This window comes from Ruegeria sp. BB5 (genome assembly GCF_056539405.1).
This window is the reverse complement of sequence record NZ_JBQFUX010000012.1, coordinates 105519-120218: the sequence shown is the minus strand read 5'-3', so window position 1 is coordinate 120218 and position 14700 is coordinate 105519. Positions and strand designations below refer to the sequence as shown.

Here is a 14700-nt window from a genome sequence, read left to right as displayed (position 1 = left end):
CGGTTGGTTCAGGTGGTCCGCGAAGGCCAGATGGGTTGTGATGTGCCCAGCTTCGCGGCTGGCAGAGGCCATGACATATGGGCCTGGCCTACGGACAAAGCCGGTTTCAGGCGACGCCCGGGGCCCCAGCCGGATGCTTCAATCTCTTGAGCGTAATCGGATGTTGTGGGGGTTGTGATCTCTTCGTCCTGCTCGGATTTCGCCAACGCAGCCAGTAGTTCCGCTGTGCGGGCCAGGGACAGCTGCGCCAGCATGATGGAGTTTGCAGACGCGGCTTCGGCCAGTGCTGACAGGACCGTCGCAGCCATCAGGTAGCCTGTAGCATGATCCAGCGCCTGAACCGGCAGTGGAGTAGGTCTTTCGGTCTTGGACCAGGCGCGACCCGCATCTGCGATGCCAGCGCTCATCTGTACGAGGCTGTCAAAACCACGTCTGTTGGACCATGGCCCCTGCCAGCCATAAGCGTTCAGAGTGACCTCAATTCGGTTGGGGGCCAGTTCATCGCGTTTTATCTTGGTCAGTCCAAGCGCGTCCAGCGCGCCCGGGCGATAGCCATGGATGAATACATCCGCTTGCGCCAGCAGGTTTTCCAGCTTCTTCAGACCGGCTGGCGATTTCAGATCTAGATAGGCGCAGTGTTTGCCCAGTGAAATACCCGGAATGACGCCCGGCTCATCCCATCCGGGCGGGTCAATGCGCAGTACCTCAGCCCCAAGCCCCGCAAGCGTGCGGGTTGAAACCGGTCCGGCCAGAACACGCGTCAGGTCTAGAACGCGCAAGCCCGCCAGCGGACGTCGGGCCGTTGCTTTGGGACGGTCGCGCAGCGTGATATGCCGCGGGCTGTGCCATCCGATCAGCGGATCGCGCGACACCGCCCGCCCTTGCGGGTGTTCCAGCCATTCGGTCCGACCGCGCATCGCGGCGGCCGCGCCGCCCTCGGCCACAACCGAGGTTTCCAAATCGGCGATGGACCAGTCTTTCACAGCCTGTGCAACTGCGTCCCGGTTGGCTTGCGCCTCCAGCACCTTCAGCGCCGCTGCCCGGTGGGAGGGCAGATTGGTGTGCAGCCTGATCCAGCCATCCGACGCCTGATAATCCCCGGCGATTGGGTCCCAGAGGCTGGGCATCTCCCACCCGTCTGGTTTGAACGAAGACCCGTACCACAGCGAAGCCAAACGATGATTGACCGATATCTCAGGCGTTGTGGGGGCAAGGTTCATTGCTGTGATCAGGCGCGCCAACTCTTGACCAACGGCAGCGAAACTGGCGGTTGCCAGTTCGGAAACCGCGAAAGCGCTGGGCCATGCGCCCTTTCCGGTCGACTTGTAGCTGTCTGCGGCGGGGAGGGCGGAAATCAGGCTCATTGCTGGTACGGGTCCAGACTGTCGCGCAATCCGTCGCCCAGGAAGTTGAACGCCAGTACAACGACAATGATTGGCAGCATTGGAATTGCCGTCCACGGATAGATCTCGATCGAGGCCAGGTTCTGCGCGTCATTCAGCATCACCCCCCAGCTGACGGCAGGAGCGCGCAGCCCAAGGCCAAGGAAGCTGAGCGCCGTTTCTCCAAGGATCATCGCCGGGATCGACAAGGTGGCCGATGCGATCAGGTGGGACATGAAGTTGGGCAGCAGGTGTTTGCGGATCACGCGGCCCGAGCTTGCGCCCATCATCTCGGCGGCGCGCACGTATTCCTCTTCGCGCAGCGACAGGAATTTGGCGCGCACGGATCGGGCCAGACCGGGCCAATCGAGGATGCCGAGGATGATCGAGATGATAAAAAACACCGCCACCGGGCTCCAATTCGAAGGCACCGCGGCGGACAGGGCCAGCCACAAGGGTAGTTCAGGCAAAGAGCGCAGGATTTCAATGACCCGGTTGATCACCCAGTCGATCTTGCCGCCGAAATAGCCGGCCATCGAACCGAAGATAATTCCAAGGGTGAAAGACACCGAGATGCCGATTAAACCTACGGTCAGCGACAGCTGCGCGCCGTAGAGAATGCGACTGAACACATCCCGGCCCAGACGGTCCGACCCCCACAGGAACAGCGTCGCCCCTTCGGGCGCGCAGAACAGGTGAGTGTCGGATTTGATCAGGCCAGCCAGTTTGTATTCCGACCCTTCACAGAAAAACTTGATCGGGCGCGGATCTTCGAGGTCGGGTACGAATTTCCATTGGAAGGTTTCCAGATCAGCCTCGGCAACGATGGGAAAGACATGGGGGCCGATGAATTTGCCCTCATAGAACCAGTTGACGCTTTGCGGCGGCGCATAAAGATGCTCTCCGTTGCGTTCATTCGGACCATAAGGTGCGATGAACCCTGCGAAAGGCAGCATCAGATAACACAGCAGCAGGAAAATGCCCGAGATCAAGCCCAGCTTGTGAGTTTTGAACTTGCGCCAAACCAGCACCCAGTTTGGCGCGTCCAGATCGGCACGCTCAAGCTGTTGCAGGGCGGCGTCCGGGTCATAGGGGGCGTCGTCGACATAGCGACCATCGGGATGTTGGGTCATGCTTCACGCCCCTCGTACCGGATGCGCGGGTCAAGCATGACCAGCAGAATGTCAGATATCATGGTGCCGATGAGGGTCAGCAGGGCCACGAACATCAGAATAAAGGCGGACAGGAACTGATCCTGCGTTTTCAGTGCCGTCAGAAGGGTCGGGCCGATGGTTTGCAGGCCAAGAACAACCGAGACCAAAACCGAGCCGGACACCATCGAGGGTAGCAGGTTGCCGATATCCGCCACGAAGGGGTTGAACGCCACGCGCAGCGGGTATTTCGCCAGCATCCGCGACGGGGCCATCCCTTTGGCGATTGCGGTTTCCACATAGGGTTTCCCCAACTCGTCCAGCATGTTGGCACGCAAGCGTTGCATCATGGCCGAAGCCCCCGAGGTGCCGATCACAAAGGTCGGGACGATCAGGTGGACAAGAATGGACTTCAACTTGTCCCAGCTCATCGGCTGGCCTTCAAAGGATGGGTCCATCAAGCCGCCGATGGGTAGGTTGAAGTAACGGTGGCCGTAATAGAACAGGATCAGCGCAAGCAGAAAGTTCGGCGTGGCCAGACCCAGATACCCCACAAAAGCCGACGTGTAGTCGATCCACGTCCGGGACTTGGCAGCAGCAAGGACACCAAGCGGCAACGCGACGGCGTAGACGAACAGGATGGCGGCCAAGTTGACCACTACGGTCAACCACAGGGTATCGCCTACAATCTCGGCCACGGGGCGGTCGAATTCGAAGGACCAACCATAGTTGCCCTGCAGAAGCCCCTCGAACCCGTGCGGGCCGGGCCAGAATCCCATCCAGATCAGATATTGTTCCCAGACGGGCCGGTCCAGCGCATATTCCGCACGCAGAAATTCCGCCTTGGCCACGCCGGCAGACTGGCCAGATGCCTGCAATTCGGCGATCTGATTGCTCAGGTAGTCTCCGGGCGGAAGGTTGATGATCACGAAGATCAGCACCGACACCACCAACAGAGTCAGCAGCATCGTGAAAAAGCGATACACCGCATAGCGCAGCATGACCATTTAGCTGCTCCTGATCAGTCGGCGAAGAAGAACTCGTCCGGCCGGTGAATGCCGAAATGAGCGCCGGGCTCCCATGCCCACATGGCCTGTTCGGGCACGTTGCGCAGGCGGTTCGACACCACCACAGGCTGCGGTGCGCCGTTCAGAATGCCGATGGCAAAAAGCTGTTCGGCATGAATGTTCAACATCTCGGTCCAGATTGCCTTGCGATCGTCGTCGTTGGTGGCGACCTCCCAATCATGGGCCAACTGCATCAGGCGTTCTGCCTCGGGCATGTCGGGGGCTTCGCCCGCGTCGCCGCCGGTTTGATAAAATTGACCCCATTTGGGCCAAGCCAGAAAGACCTGATCTGTGGGCGCCAAATAAGCGGGTGACGTGTGGGCCTGCGGAATACCGTCATCCCAGCCAAACCAGACCGAAGCCATTGTGTTCCCTGCAAAAACGCGGTTGCGCAGGATGTCCCTATCCAGCGGCCGCATGACCAGAGCGACGCCAATCTCGCGCCAGGTGTCGGTGACGATCTGCAGCGCGTTCTCGACCTCTTGCCGTTCACCGGCGGTTTCGATGATCAGCTCCATCGGGCGGCCATCGGGTAGCATGCGGATGCCGTTCTTGTCCCGCTCGGTCAATCCGGCCTCATCCAGCAGGGCATTGGCCATTTCGATGTCATATTGCGCCCAGGCCTGAGCATTTTCCTCATCATAGAATGGTGACGCAGGCAGCACCGACATCGCGCCGGGTTGGGCCAATTTGAAATACAGCGCCTGATTGATCGTCTTGCGGTCGATGGCTAGTGACAGGGCACGGCGCACGCGGACATCGCGCAGAACGTCGCGCCAACCGTCATCAGCAAAGTTCAGATTCGGATAGATTGCGATCTGCGACGCGACACCGGTTTTCCACAGCCGTGTCTTGTAGTTCCCGACTTCTTCGCCCTTTTTCAGGATCGACGCATCGCGGAACGCCAGCCCACGCCCCTGCAGGTCGGTTTCACCAGCGTTGGTTTTTGCTGCGACCAGACCGGGGGCGACAATCTCCATCTCGACCACGTCGATATAGGGCAATTGCACACCGTTGCTGTCGATGCGGTGGTAATAGGGGTTACGTACAAAATTATGCCGGATTTTCTTGCCTGAGCTGGCATTCAGCCATGGCTGAAGTGTGGGTAGTTCGTGGTTGTCGAATTTATAAAGGTTATCCAGCTTGTTGTGCAGTGCCGCCCAGCTTTTGACCCGGTTGTCTTCGACCAGCGCGGCCATTTCTTCGGGATCTGCATATTTCTCGTGATACGGCTTCAGAAATGCGGCCGGTCGGTAAATGAAGGGCGGACGCGCCTGTGCCAGTGATTGCAGGAAATCCGGGTTCGGGTCCTCCCATTCGAAAACAACCGTGGTTTCGTCGGGGTAGCTTACCGTTGGCGTTTTGCCTTCGACGATCAGAAAATCGGGCGGGCCGGACGGGCTGAGCAGCTCGTTATTTGCGACATCTTCCCACCAGTACCGGAAATCCTCGGATGTAAACGGCGATCCGTCTGACCATTTATGCCCCTCGCGCAGGTTCAGAGTAAACTTGCGGTTATCTTCGCTTTCGTAGGACTCGAGCAGGTCGGGTACAAGTTCGTAATTCTCGTTGAAACCCACCAGCCGGGCATAGCCATAGACAACCATCTGGCGGATGTCCTTGGACCGGGTGACCATGGTGCGCAAAGTGCCGCCTGGCGTTCCAGATTCACGCCCCTTCGCCGCCAGATCGACAACCAGCGGTTCATCGGGAAGGCGATCCTGAACAGGTGGCAGATTGCCCGCGCTCACCTCACTTTCCCAAAATCCGCTTTCCTTTGGGGTGGGTGTTTCCGCCGAGGCGGGCAGCATCCACGCAGCCGTCAGCGTGGCAGCCAGAAGCAGGGGGCGAGTGGTCTTAAACATGGCATCGTACCTTATGGCCGGGTTCCATCTCTACCAGCGAAGGTATCACGGAGTCAGTAAATCGGAAGGCGTCATCCCAACTGTCCGGCGAACCTGCGCCCAAAGCAACCAATTTCAGGTCGATTGGGCGGTTGATGTCAGGTTCTGGCTGGGCGGCAATCAGCGCCTTGGTGTACGGGTGGCGGGGATTGTAGAAAAGGGTCTCGGGCGGGGCCTGTTCAACGACCAGCCCGCGGCGCATCACGGCAACCTCGTCGGCAATGCGCGCCACAACGGCAAGGTCGTGAGAGATAAAGAAGTAGGACAGGTTCAAACTGTCCTGCAAATCTTCCAGCAGTGTCAGGATTTGTTCCTGAACCGAGACATCCAAAGCCGATGTAGGCTCGTCGCACACGATCAGCTGCGGGTCCAGCATCATGGCGCGGGCAATGGACAGGCGCTGTCGCTGACCACCAGAAAAGGCATGAGGATAGCGTTTCAGCATGTCGGCGTTCAGCCCAACCCGCAGCAGCATCTCGGCGGCTTTGTCACGCTGTTCAGATGCGGTGCCGATCTTGTGAATCTCCAACGGCTCGGTCATCGCATCCTGAATGCGCATGCGCGGGCTGAGTGAACTGTAGGGGTCTTGAAACACCATCTGCGCCTTGCGCTGAAACGCAGTGCGCTGGGCGCGGGTCATGTGGTGGACGGTAATAGGGTCTTCGGTTGGCGAGGTGCGGAACAGAACCTCGCCGCCGGGATCGGGAAGTTCGGCGCCCAACGCGATACGCGCAGCCGTGGTCTTGCCCGAGCCGCTTTCGCCGACCACGGCCAGCGTCTTGCCGCGTGCGAGCTTCATGTCAACGCCACGGCAGGCATGGATCAGTTGTTCACCCTTCCAACCCTTGCTGGATCGCAAGGTGTAAGTTTTTGAGACGTTCTTGATCTGTAGGATCAGATCCTCGTCGGGCATCGGTATCCCAACTGAGTCTTCGTCCGGAATCTCGGGTGCGGCGTTGAACAATTGCTGCGTGTAAGGATGCGCGGGTGAGGTCAGGATCGGGGCGGCGGCCCCGGATTCCATCACACGGCCCTTGTGCATGACGACGACCTGTTCTGCCATATTGGCGACCACGCCCAGATCATGGGTGACAAGGATCAGTGCCATGCCGGTTTCGCGTTGCAATTCCTTGATCAGGCCCAGAACCTGCGCCTGTGTCGTCACGTCAAGCGCGGTTGTCGGCTCGTCCGCGATCAACAATTCCGGCTTGGACACCATCGCCATCGCAATCATGGCGCGTTGGCGCATGCCACCCGACAATTCAAACGGGTAAGAATCATATGCACGTTGGGGATCGGGAAAGCCAACGCGCTCGAACTGAGTCAAAACTTCTTTGCGGGCCTGCGCCTCGGAGGCGCCACGGTGCAGCCAGAGAACCTCGCTGACCTGATTGCCGATCTTGTGCAGCGGCGACAGGGATCGCATCGGTTCTTGAAAGATCATCGAAACGCGGTTGCCGCGAATGCCGCGCATCTGCTTTTCGCTAATCTTGGTCAGATCCTCTGTGCCTTTGGAATCATTCAGAATGATTGTCCCGCTGCGAATTTGCGCGGTGCGTGGCAAAATCCGCAACGCCGCCCTGCACGAGATAGTCTTGCCAGAACCGGATTCGCCGACCAGCGCAAGTGTCTGCCCCGCCTCGACGTCAAAATTGACGCCTTTGACAACGGGGTTGCCCGCACCAAAACCGATGCTCAAATCGCGGACAGACAACAAAGCTGTCATGCGGGTATTCCACCCGTTGGGCCGTAGGTCGGCATCGGCTTGATCAACTCCCCGTGTTTTTTGACGCAGTCTCGCGCGGTTGGGGCGGGGTAGTCAAACCCGTTCTTGGGGTGAAATGTCGCGGAAACGTGAAACTGACACCAATTTGTCTACACAAAGTCTTGAGGATTTGCGATCACGGGCCATGTCGACCCCATCTGGCAAATCGACTGATATCAAGGAGAGATTTCCCCGTGCCCGACGATCAAAGCCGACTCGATCTGTTCATTGACCGCATGGTGTCGCAACGCGCCTGTCTGGATTTTGCCATTGCCGAATCGCGTGGCATGGCGGGGCCTGTCTTTGAATTGGGTTTGGGCAATGGGCGCACCTATCATCACATGGCGCAATACGTGAAAGACCGCCCCGTTTACGTGTTTGAGCGCGCGGTGGCGTCCCACCCAGATTCAACGCCCCCCGAGGATCGGGTGATTCTGGGCGATGTGCGCGAAACGCTGCCCGCCGCGCTGGCGCGTTTCGGTGCCACTGCAAGCCTGATCCACGCGGACCTTGGCGGGCATAACCGAGAAAAGAACGACGCCTTTGCCAGATTTGTTTCACCGTTGATCCAACCTCTGCTCGCAGAAGGTGGTTTGATGGTCTCCAGTGATCGGATGTATTTCGACGAACTGACTGAATTGCCTTTGCCGCCCGGTGCGGTTCAGGGCCGGTGCTTCGTCTATCGTCGCTGAGACACAGGAGCATCCCATGCTGTTCTACGATTGCAAGACCGCCCCGAACCCACGCCGGGCTCGTATGTTAATCGCGGAAAAAGGGTTAGAGGTCGAAACCCGCGAGGTCTCGATCGGCAAAGGCGAACAGCTGAGCGATGCGTTCAAAGCGATCAACCCGAACGCGACCCTTCCTGTGCTGATCACTGATGAGAGTACGGCACTGACCGAGAACCTTGGCATCGCGGCCTATCTCGAGGCCCGATTTCCCGAGCCGCCTTTGATGGGGCGCACCCCGGATGAAAAAGGGCTGGTTTTGATGTGGAACAGTATCGTTGAACAGCAAGGCGGGGCGCCCATTGGCGAAACTTTACGGAACACGCATCCCGCCTTTGCCGACAGGGCGATTCCCGGTCCGGTGAATCACGCTCAGATTCCTGAACTGGCGCAACGAGGTGCCGCGCGGGTTGGATACTTTTTCGATCTGTTGGAAAGGCGATTGGCGGAAAGTCCCTATATCGCCGGGTCTGAGTTTACGCTGGCTGACATCTCAACATTTGTCTTTGTTGACTTTGCCCGAGTGATCAAGACGCGAATACCGCAGGAAAATTCGGCAACGCTGACTTGGTTCGAAAAGGTCAGCACACGGCCCAGCGCGCAGCTTTAAACCAGAGAAATTCGTCCAACAATCTGGTGCGGGTAGAACTGTACAGAAATGTCTAGACAGAAGTGAACAGTGGGTCTAGCGTTCTGCCCAAGCCATGTTGGGAGGGCAGGATGAAATCTCAGTACCGTGTTGTGGTTATCGGGGGCGGCGTTGTGGGCGCCTCGGTTCTGTATCACCTGGCCAAGTTCGGCTGGACGGATGTGGTGATGCTGGAACGGCGGCGGTTGGCATCGGGGTCTTCCTGGCACGCTGCCGGAGGGGTTCATGCGTTGAACGCTGACCCAAATATGGCCTCGCTGCAGGCGTATACCATCGATCTGCTTAGTGAGATTGAAAAGGAATCGGGTCAGAATATCGGTATGCACATGACCGGCGGCCTGACGTTGGCTGGAACGCCCGAACGGTGGGAGTGGCTACAGGCGAACTACCGTATTTTTCAGTCTATCGGCATTGAGGATTGCGAGTTGCTGTCTCCGGAAGAGGCGCAGCGCCGTTGCCCGATCATGTCCACCGACGGCGTGCTGGGTGCTATGTGGGCGGACCGCGAGGGCTATATCGACACGACCGGCACGGTGCAGGCTTATGCAACGGCGGCCAGAAAACGTGGTGCCGAGTATTACGAGGAAACCAAGGTTGAGGAGCTGATCCAAACCGCGGATGGTTGGCAGGTGGTGACCGACAAGGGCACGATCACTTGCGAACATGTGGTCAATGCGGCTGGGCTTTGGGCCAAACAGGTGGGCCGCATGGCTGGCATCGAACTGCCGGTCTCGCCGCTGAAACACCACTATCTGATTACCGACACGGTGCCCGAAGTGGCGCAGGCGGATTTCGAGATGCCGATGACCGTCGACCTCGAAGGCTTCACCTATATGCGGCAGGACCAGAAGGGCATCCTTGTTGGTATCTACGAGATTGATCACGAACACTGGGCCATGGACGGCGCACCGTGGAATTACGGCGAAGAGCTGTTCCAAGAACAGCTGGATCGGATTGAAAACGAACTGACGCTGGGCTTTGAGCGATACCCCTCGATTCAGAACGTGGGGATCAAGACATGGGTAAACGGGGCGTTTACTTTCTCGCCAGATGGTAACCCGCTGGTCGGACCCGTTCCGGGCAAGCGCGGTTATTGGTCGGCCTGCGCAGTGATGGCCGGGTTCTTGCAGGGCGGCGGCGTTGGCAAAACATTGGCCGAGTGGATGATCCATGGCGAGCCTGAGGCGGATGCATGGCCGATGGACGTGGCGCGGTATGGTGATTTCGCGCAGAACAAACGCTATATCCGCGAAACCACCGGGCAGTTCTATTCCCGCCGTTTCGTAATGACCTACCCGAATGAGCAACTGCCCGCGGGCCGTCCGCTGAAGATGGCGCCCGCCCATGACGCAATGACAGAGGCCGGCTGCAAATGGGGTGTTAGCTGGGATATGGAAGTGCCGCTGTATTTCGCGCCGAAAGGGTTTGAGGAAACACCGACGCTCAAACGATCAAACGCTCACGACATCGTGGCCGAGGAATGCAAGGTGATCCGCGAAGGCGTCGGCCTGTTGGATATCTCGGGCTTTTCGCGGTTCGAGGTCAGCGGCCCCAATGCTGAGGTTTGGCTCGATAAGGTCATGGCATCGAAACTCCCCGCGCCGGGTCGTGCCAAATTGGCCCCGATGCTGGGCGAAGACGGGCGGCTCAAAGGGGATCTGACCGTTCTTAACTGGGGCGACGACACCTGGTGGATCATGGGCAGCTATTATCTGCGCGCCTGGCACATGCGCTGGTTCGACGATCACATGATCGACGGCGTCAATATCCGTGATCTGGGTGAAGAGTATTGTGGTTTCGCTGTGGTAGGGCCGAAATCGCAGGCAGTGGTCGAGAAACTGGCGGAACAGGATATCTCGGGTCTTGGGTTCATGGGCTGCGATGAATTTGATATCGGCCTCGTTCGCGCCCGCGTCGCGCGTATGTCGGTGACAGGCGAAAAAGGCTATGAGATCAACTGCCGTTATGGCGATCATATTGCGCTGCGCCGGATGCTGCTTGAGGCCGGGGCGGATGAAGGTATTCGCGAATGCGGCTTCAACGCGATGCTGTCGACGCGGCTGGAAAAAAGCTTTGGTATCTGGTCGGCGGAGTTCACCCAGGCCTACACGCCGGGGATGACAGGAATGGATCGCTGGATCGACTGGGATAAGGATTTCGTCGGCAAAGACGCCGCATTTGCCGAGCGTGACGGAAACGGCCCGGCGCAAGTGCAAGTAACGCTGGAAATAGACGCGCTGGACGCTGACGCCAGCGGGTACGAGCCGATCTGGTCGGGCGAAGACCGAGTGGGTTTCGTAACTTCGGGCGGCTATGGGCACTATACCGGCAAGTCGCTGGCAATGGCTTTGGTCAACCGCGACAAGGCTGCCCCAGGCACCGAGTTGTCTGTGCATGTGGTTGGCGTTGAACGTCCCGCGCGTGTGATCGCGCCGTCCCCATACGATCCGAACGGTAAGGCGATGAGGGGCTGATGGTGATCTCGCAAACATCCGAGCGCGGCAGGCGGCGTCGTGGACGCGGTGCAGACGCCGCGCCTGCCCCAAGCCGCGATGTGAATTACCGCCAGCTGCGCAACCCGTTCCCGGTGATGGAGGTGTTCCCGGCGGATCAGATCGCCGATATGCACGAAACCGCCCTGCGGACGCTTCAGGAGCTGGGGATTAAGGTTCTGCTGCCCGAGGCCCGCCGAATATTCGACAAGGCAGGCGCACGGGTAGAGGAAGACAGTGAAATGGTCTTCATCGGTCGAGAGATCGTTGAGGCCGCCATAGCGTCAGCCCCCAAGTCCATCAATTGCCGTGCTGGCGCGCGCCGTCGTGATTTCACGCTGGAACTGGGCAGTCTCGTGTTTCAACCAGGGGCAGGGGCTCCGAATGCCACCGATCTGGAAAAGGGTCGTCGCCCCGCGACGGGGCAGGACTATCTGGATTTTTTGAAACTTACGCACCACTTTGATGTGTTCCAGATGATCTCCCCGCAGGTCGAACCACAGGACGTGCCGACCCACCTGCGTCACTATTTCACCACGCAGGCGCAGATGGAGCTGACTGACAAGTTCCCGTTCTTCTACTCTCGCGGAACGCCGCAGGTGATGGATTGCTTTGAGATGCTGACCACTGCGCGTGGCCTGCCGGACGATGAATTCCGCGCCACCCCGCACAGCTATACGATCATCAATACCAACAGTCCGCGGACGTTGGATATCCCTATGGCGCAAGGTCTAATCGACTTTGCCCGCCACGGTCAGATGTCGATTGTCACGCCGTTCACGCTAATGGGGGCGATGGCACCCATTACTGTGGCCGGGGCGATTACGCTGTCTCATGCCGAGGCTTTGGCAGCGGTTACCCTGACCCAGCTAACCAATCCCGGCGCGCCGGTGTGTTATGGGACCTTCACCAGCAACGTGGACATGAAATCGGGGGCTCCAGCGTTTGGGACGCCTTCGCATTTCCAGGCGTCTCTGGCGGCGGGGCAGTTGGCGCGGCATCTGGGCCTTCCGTGGCGGTCCGCCGCCGGGTCGGCGTCGAATGTAAACGACGTTCAGGCCGCGAATGAAAATCAGTTTGGCCTTTGGGGGTGTCTGATGGCCGGGGCCACGGTGATTATCCATTCGGCCGGGTGGCTGGAGGGTGGATTGACGGTCTCGTTCGAAAAGATGATCTGTGACGCCGAAGTGCTGAATATGGTGGCCGAGCTGTGTGCTGGCGCACAAGCGGGCACGGCCGAGATCGGTTATGACACCGCCCTGCGAGAGGTTGAACCCAGCGGGCATTTCTTTGCCTCCAGCCAGACGATGGAGCGCTACAATACCGAATTCTACGAGCCCCATGTGCATGACTATGCCAATTTTGGCACCTGGACCGAGCGCGGATCAATCGACGCCAATCACCGTGCAACGGACGTTTGGAAGACCATCCTGAACGATTTCAAAGCCCCTGCCGGGGACAGCGACAGGTTGGGTGACCTGCAGGACTTCATCGCACGCCGTACGGCTGAAGGCGGCGCACCGCCGGAGAGTTGAATGAACACAAAACCGATCCTGCATAGGGACGATCCCAAGGCCGAACCGCTGGTCGGCAACATCAAGGTCACGCGCGACGACTGGCTGAACGTGGCGATGGACGTGCTGATCTCGGACGGGGTGGACCAGATCAAGGTTCTGAACCTGGCCGAGCGGATGGCCGTGTCGCGATCATCTTTCTATTGGTATTTCAAGTCCCGGCAGGAATTGCTGGACGCGCTGCTGGCTCGCTGGCAGGCAACCAATACGGCGGCGCTGGTTGCGCAGGCCGAAGAACCTGCCGATACCATCACCGCTGCGGTTTGCAATGTGCATCGCTGCGTGGTGAACACGGACCTCTTCGATACGGCGCTGGATTTCGCCGTGCGCGACTGGGCACGCAAGTCAGGCAAGGTGCGACGAGCCCTGGATCAATCGGACGCGCGGCGGCTTGAGGCGTTGCACGCCATGTTCGCGCGGTATGGGTATCCCGAGATCGAGGCCGAAACCCGCGCGCGCGTGTTGTACTACATGCAAATCGGGTACGATCTGGCGCAGTTGAATGAGCCGATGGAAACGCGGCTGTCGCTGGTGTCGCATTACCTTTACGTCTTCACCGGAGTCGAACCCAGGCCCGAAGAAGTCGAAGAATTCAGTGCCTATTCAAAGCGCTATTGGGAGGGAGCAACAGAATGAGTCAACCAGACGCAATTATCATTGGCACGGGTGTCATCGGCGCGGCCATCGCGTTCGAGATGGCCAAGGCCGGGTGGAAAACTCTGTCGTTGGACCGCAATGCTCAGGTCGGTCACGGCTCGACCGCCGGGTCCTGCGCGATCATCCGGATGCATTATTCGACCTTTGATGGCACGGCCTTTGCGTGGGAAGGCTATCACTATTGGCGCGACTGGGCCGAATATCTGGGCCTGCCAGCAGATGCCAATCTGGCGCAGTTTCGTGAAACCGGATGTCTGGTGATGAAGACCGAAGCCAACGGGATGCTGGAAAAGCACATGAAAAACAGTGCGGATCTGGATTGCCCGTTCGAAGATTGGTCGCCTGAAAAAATCACGGAGCGTCTGCCGGTTTATTCATTGGACAGCTTCACCCCGCCCAAACGCATGGAGGACCCGGAATTTGGCCAGCCGAACGGGCGCAAGATGCAGGGCGGCGTGTTCTGGCCGCAGGCCGGATACGTTACCGACCCGGCCTTGTCGGCGCAGAACCTGATGGATGCCGCCAAACAGCATGGGTCAGAAGTGCGCACCGGGGCCGAGGTGGTCGAAATTCTGACGGAAGGTGGTCGCGTGGCCGGGGTCAAACTGGCCTCGGGCGAGGAAATCCGCGCCAAGGTCGTGGTAAATGTCGCTGGACCGGGATCAGCGATTATCAACAAGATGGCTGGCGTATTGGATGACATGACCATCGAAACCCGCCCTCTGCGACAGGAAGTGGTTCACGTCCCCGCGCCCGAGGGATTCGATTTCGAAAATGACGGTACTATTGTGTCGGATAGCGATATTGCGTGTTACTGCCGCCCTGAACATGGCAATCATATCCTCGTGGGTTCAGAAGATCCCGAATGCGATCCGCATCAGTGGTGCGAGGATGACGTGCACTACAATCACGACTTCACCGACCAGTGGACCACACAGGCGATGCGCTATGCCCAGCGGGTGCCCAGCCTTGGCATCCCGTCCAAAACCCGTGGGGTGGTTGATCTGTATGATGCGTCGACCGATTGGATTCCGATCTATGACAAATCCAGCCTGCCGGGATTCTACATGGCCTGCGGCACCAGTGGAAACCAGTACAAGAACGCGCCGATCGCAGGAAAGATGATGACGGCCCTGATCGACTATTGCGAGGGTGGGGCGGATCACGATGCGCAGCCACTGCAGTTCGAGCTGCCCTATATCAAGCGGATGATCGATGTTGGGTTCTACTCGCGTAAACGTCCGATCAACGAAGAAAGCAGTTTTTCGGTTCTGGGCTAGCCTGCCTGCAAAACTGCTCTAGTCTTTCCAGGAACCGTTTGTGGGGTCCTG

Annotated in this window: 11 protein-coding genes; 6 read left to right on the top strand and 5 right to left on the bottom strand. The window is 58.9% G+C overall.

Annotated features, from left to right (window positions below):
• Positions 1-8: 8 nt before the first annotated feature.
• From ACR0DL_RS20290 to ACR0DL_RS20270, 5 genes are read right to left on the bottom strand one after another with little or no spacing between them, the layout of a single operon-like run.
• Positions 9-1364 (bottom strand): CoA transferase, encoded by a 1356-nt coding sequence (locus ACR0DL_RS20290; protein WP_480690977.1) that lies wholly within the window; start codon positions 1362-1364, stop codon positions 9-11.
• Positions 1361-2515 carry an ABC transporter permease gene (locus ACR0DL_RS20285; protein ID WP_170362473.1) on the bottom strand — a complete coding sequence of 385 codons (1155 nt, stop codon included), beginning with the start codon at positions 2513-2515 and terminating at the stop codon, positions 1361-1363. The genes ACR0DL_RS20290 and ACR0DL_RS20285 overlap by 4 nt, the downstream gene beginning before the upstream one ends.
• Positions 2512-3540, bottom strand: coding sequence for an ABC transporter permease (locus tag ACR0DL_RS20280; protein ID WP_170351800.1), 1029 nt, complete (start codon positions 3538-3540; stop codon positions 2512-2514). Before ACR0DL_RS20280 ends, ACR0DL_RS20285 begins: the two co-directional genes overlap by 4 nt.
• Positions 3541-3554: 14 nt before the next feature.
• Positions 3555-5465 (bottom strand): ABC transporter substrate-binding protein, encoded by a 1911-nt coding sequence (locus tag ACR0DL_RS20275; protein ID WP_480690975.1) that lies wholly within the window; start codon positions 5463-5465, stop codon positions 3555-3557.
• A complete protein-coding gene (locus tag ACR0DL_RS20270; RefSeq protein ID WP_170351798.1) occupies positions 5458-7230 on the bottom strand; it encodes an ABC transporter ATP-binding protein in 1773 nt (590 codons plus the stop codon). Before ACR0DL_RS20270 ends, ACR0DL_RS20275 begins: the two co-directional genes overlap by 8 nt.
• Positions 7231-7463: 233 nt before the next feature.
• Between ACR0DL_RS20270 and ACR0DL_RS20265 the strand changes: the two genes are divergently transcribed.
• The 6 genes from ACR0DL_RS20265 (at position 7464) to ACR0DL_RS20240 (ending at position 14649) form a co-directional block, all read left to right on the top strand.
• Positions 7464-7961 (top strand): class I SAM-dependent methyltransferase, encoded by a 498-nt coding sequence (locus ACR0DL_RS20265; protein WP_480690973.1) that lies wholly within the window; start codon positions 7464-7466, stop codon positions 7959-7961.
• Positions 7962-7977: 16 nt separating this feature from the next.
• Positions 7978-8607, top strand: coding sequence for a glutathione S-transferase family protein (locus ACR0DL_RS20260; protein ID WP_480690971.1), 630 nt, complete (start codon positions 7978-7980; stop codon positions 8605-8607).
• Between the two features lie 110 nt (positions 8608-8717).
• Entirely contained in the window at positions 8718-11120 is a 2403-nt protein-coding gene (locus ACR0DL_RS20255) for a GcvT family protein (protein ID WP_480690969.1), read from the top strand.
• Positions 11120-12673 carry a trimethylamine methyltransferase family protein gene (locus ACR0DL_RS20250; protein ID WP_480690967.1) on the top strand — a complete coding sequence of 518 codons (1554 nt, stop codon included), beginning with the start codon at positions 11120-11122 and terminating at the stop codon, positions 12671-12673. The genes ACR0DL_RS20255 and ACR0DL_RS20250 overlap by 1 nt, the downstream gene beginning before the upstream one ends.
• Positions 12674-13348, top strand: coding sequence for a TetR/AcrR family transcriptional regulator (locus tag ACR0DL_RS20245; protein ID WP_170351793.1), 675 nt, complete (start codon positions 12674-12676; stop codon positions 13346-13348).
• On the top strand, positions 13345-14649 hold the full coding sequence (locus ACR0DL_RS20240; RefSeq protein WP_170362467.1) for an NAD(P)/FAD-dependent oxidoreductase: 1305 nt from the start codon (positions 13345-13347) through the stop codon (positions 14647-14649). The genes ACR0DL_RS20245 and ACR0DL_RS20240 overlap by 4 nt, the downstream gene beginning before the upstream one ends.
• The last annotated feature ends 51 nt before the right edge of the window (positions 14650-14700 follow it).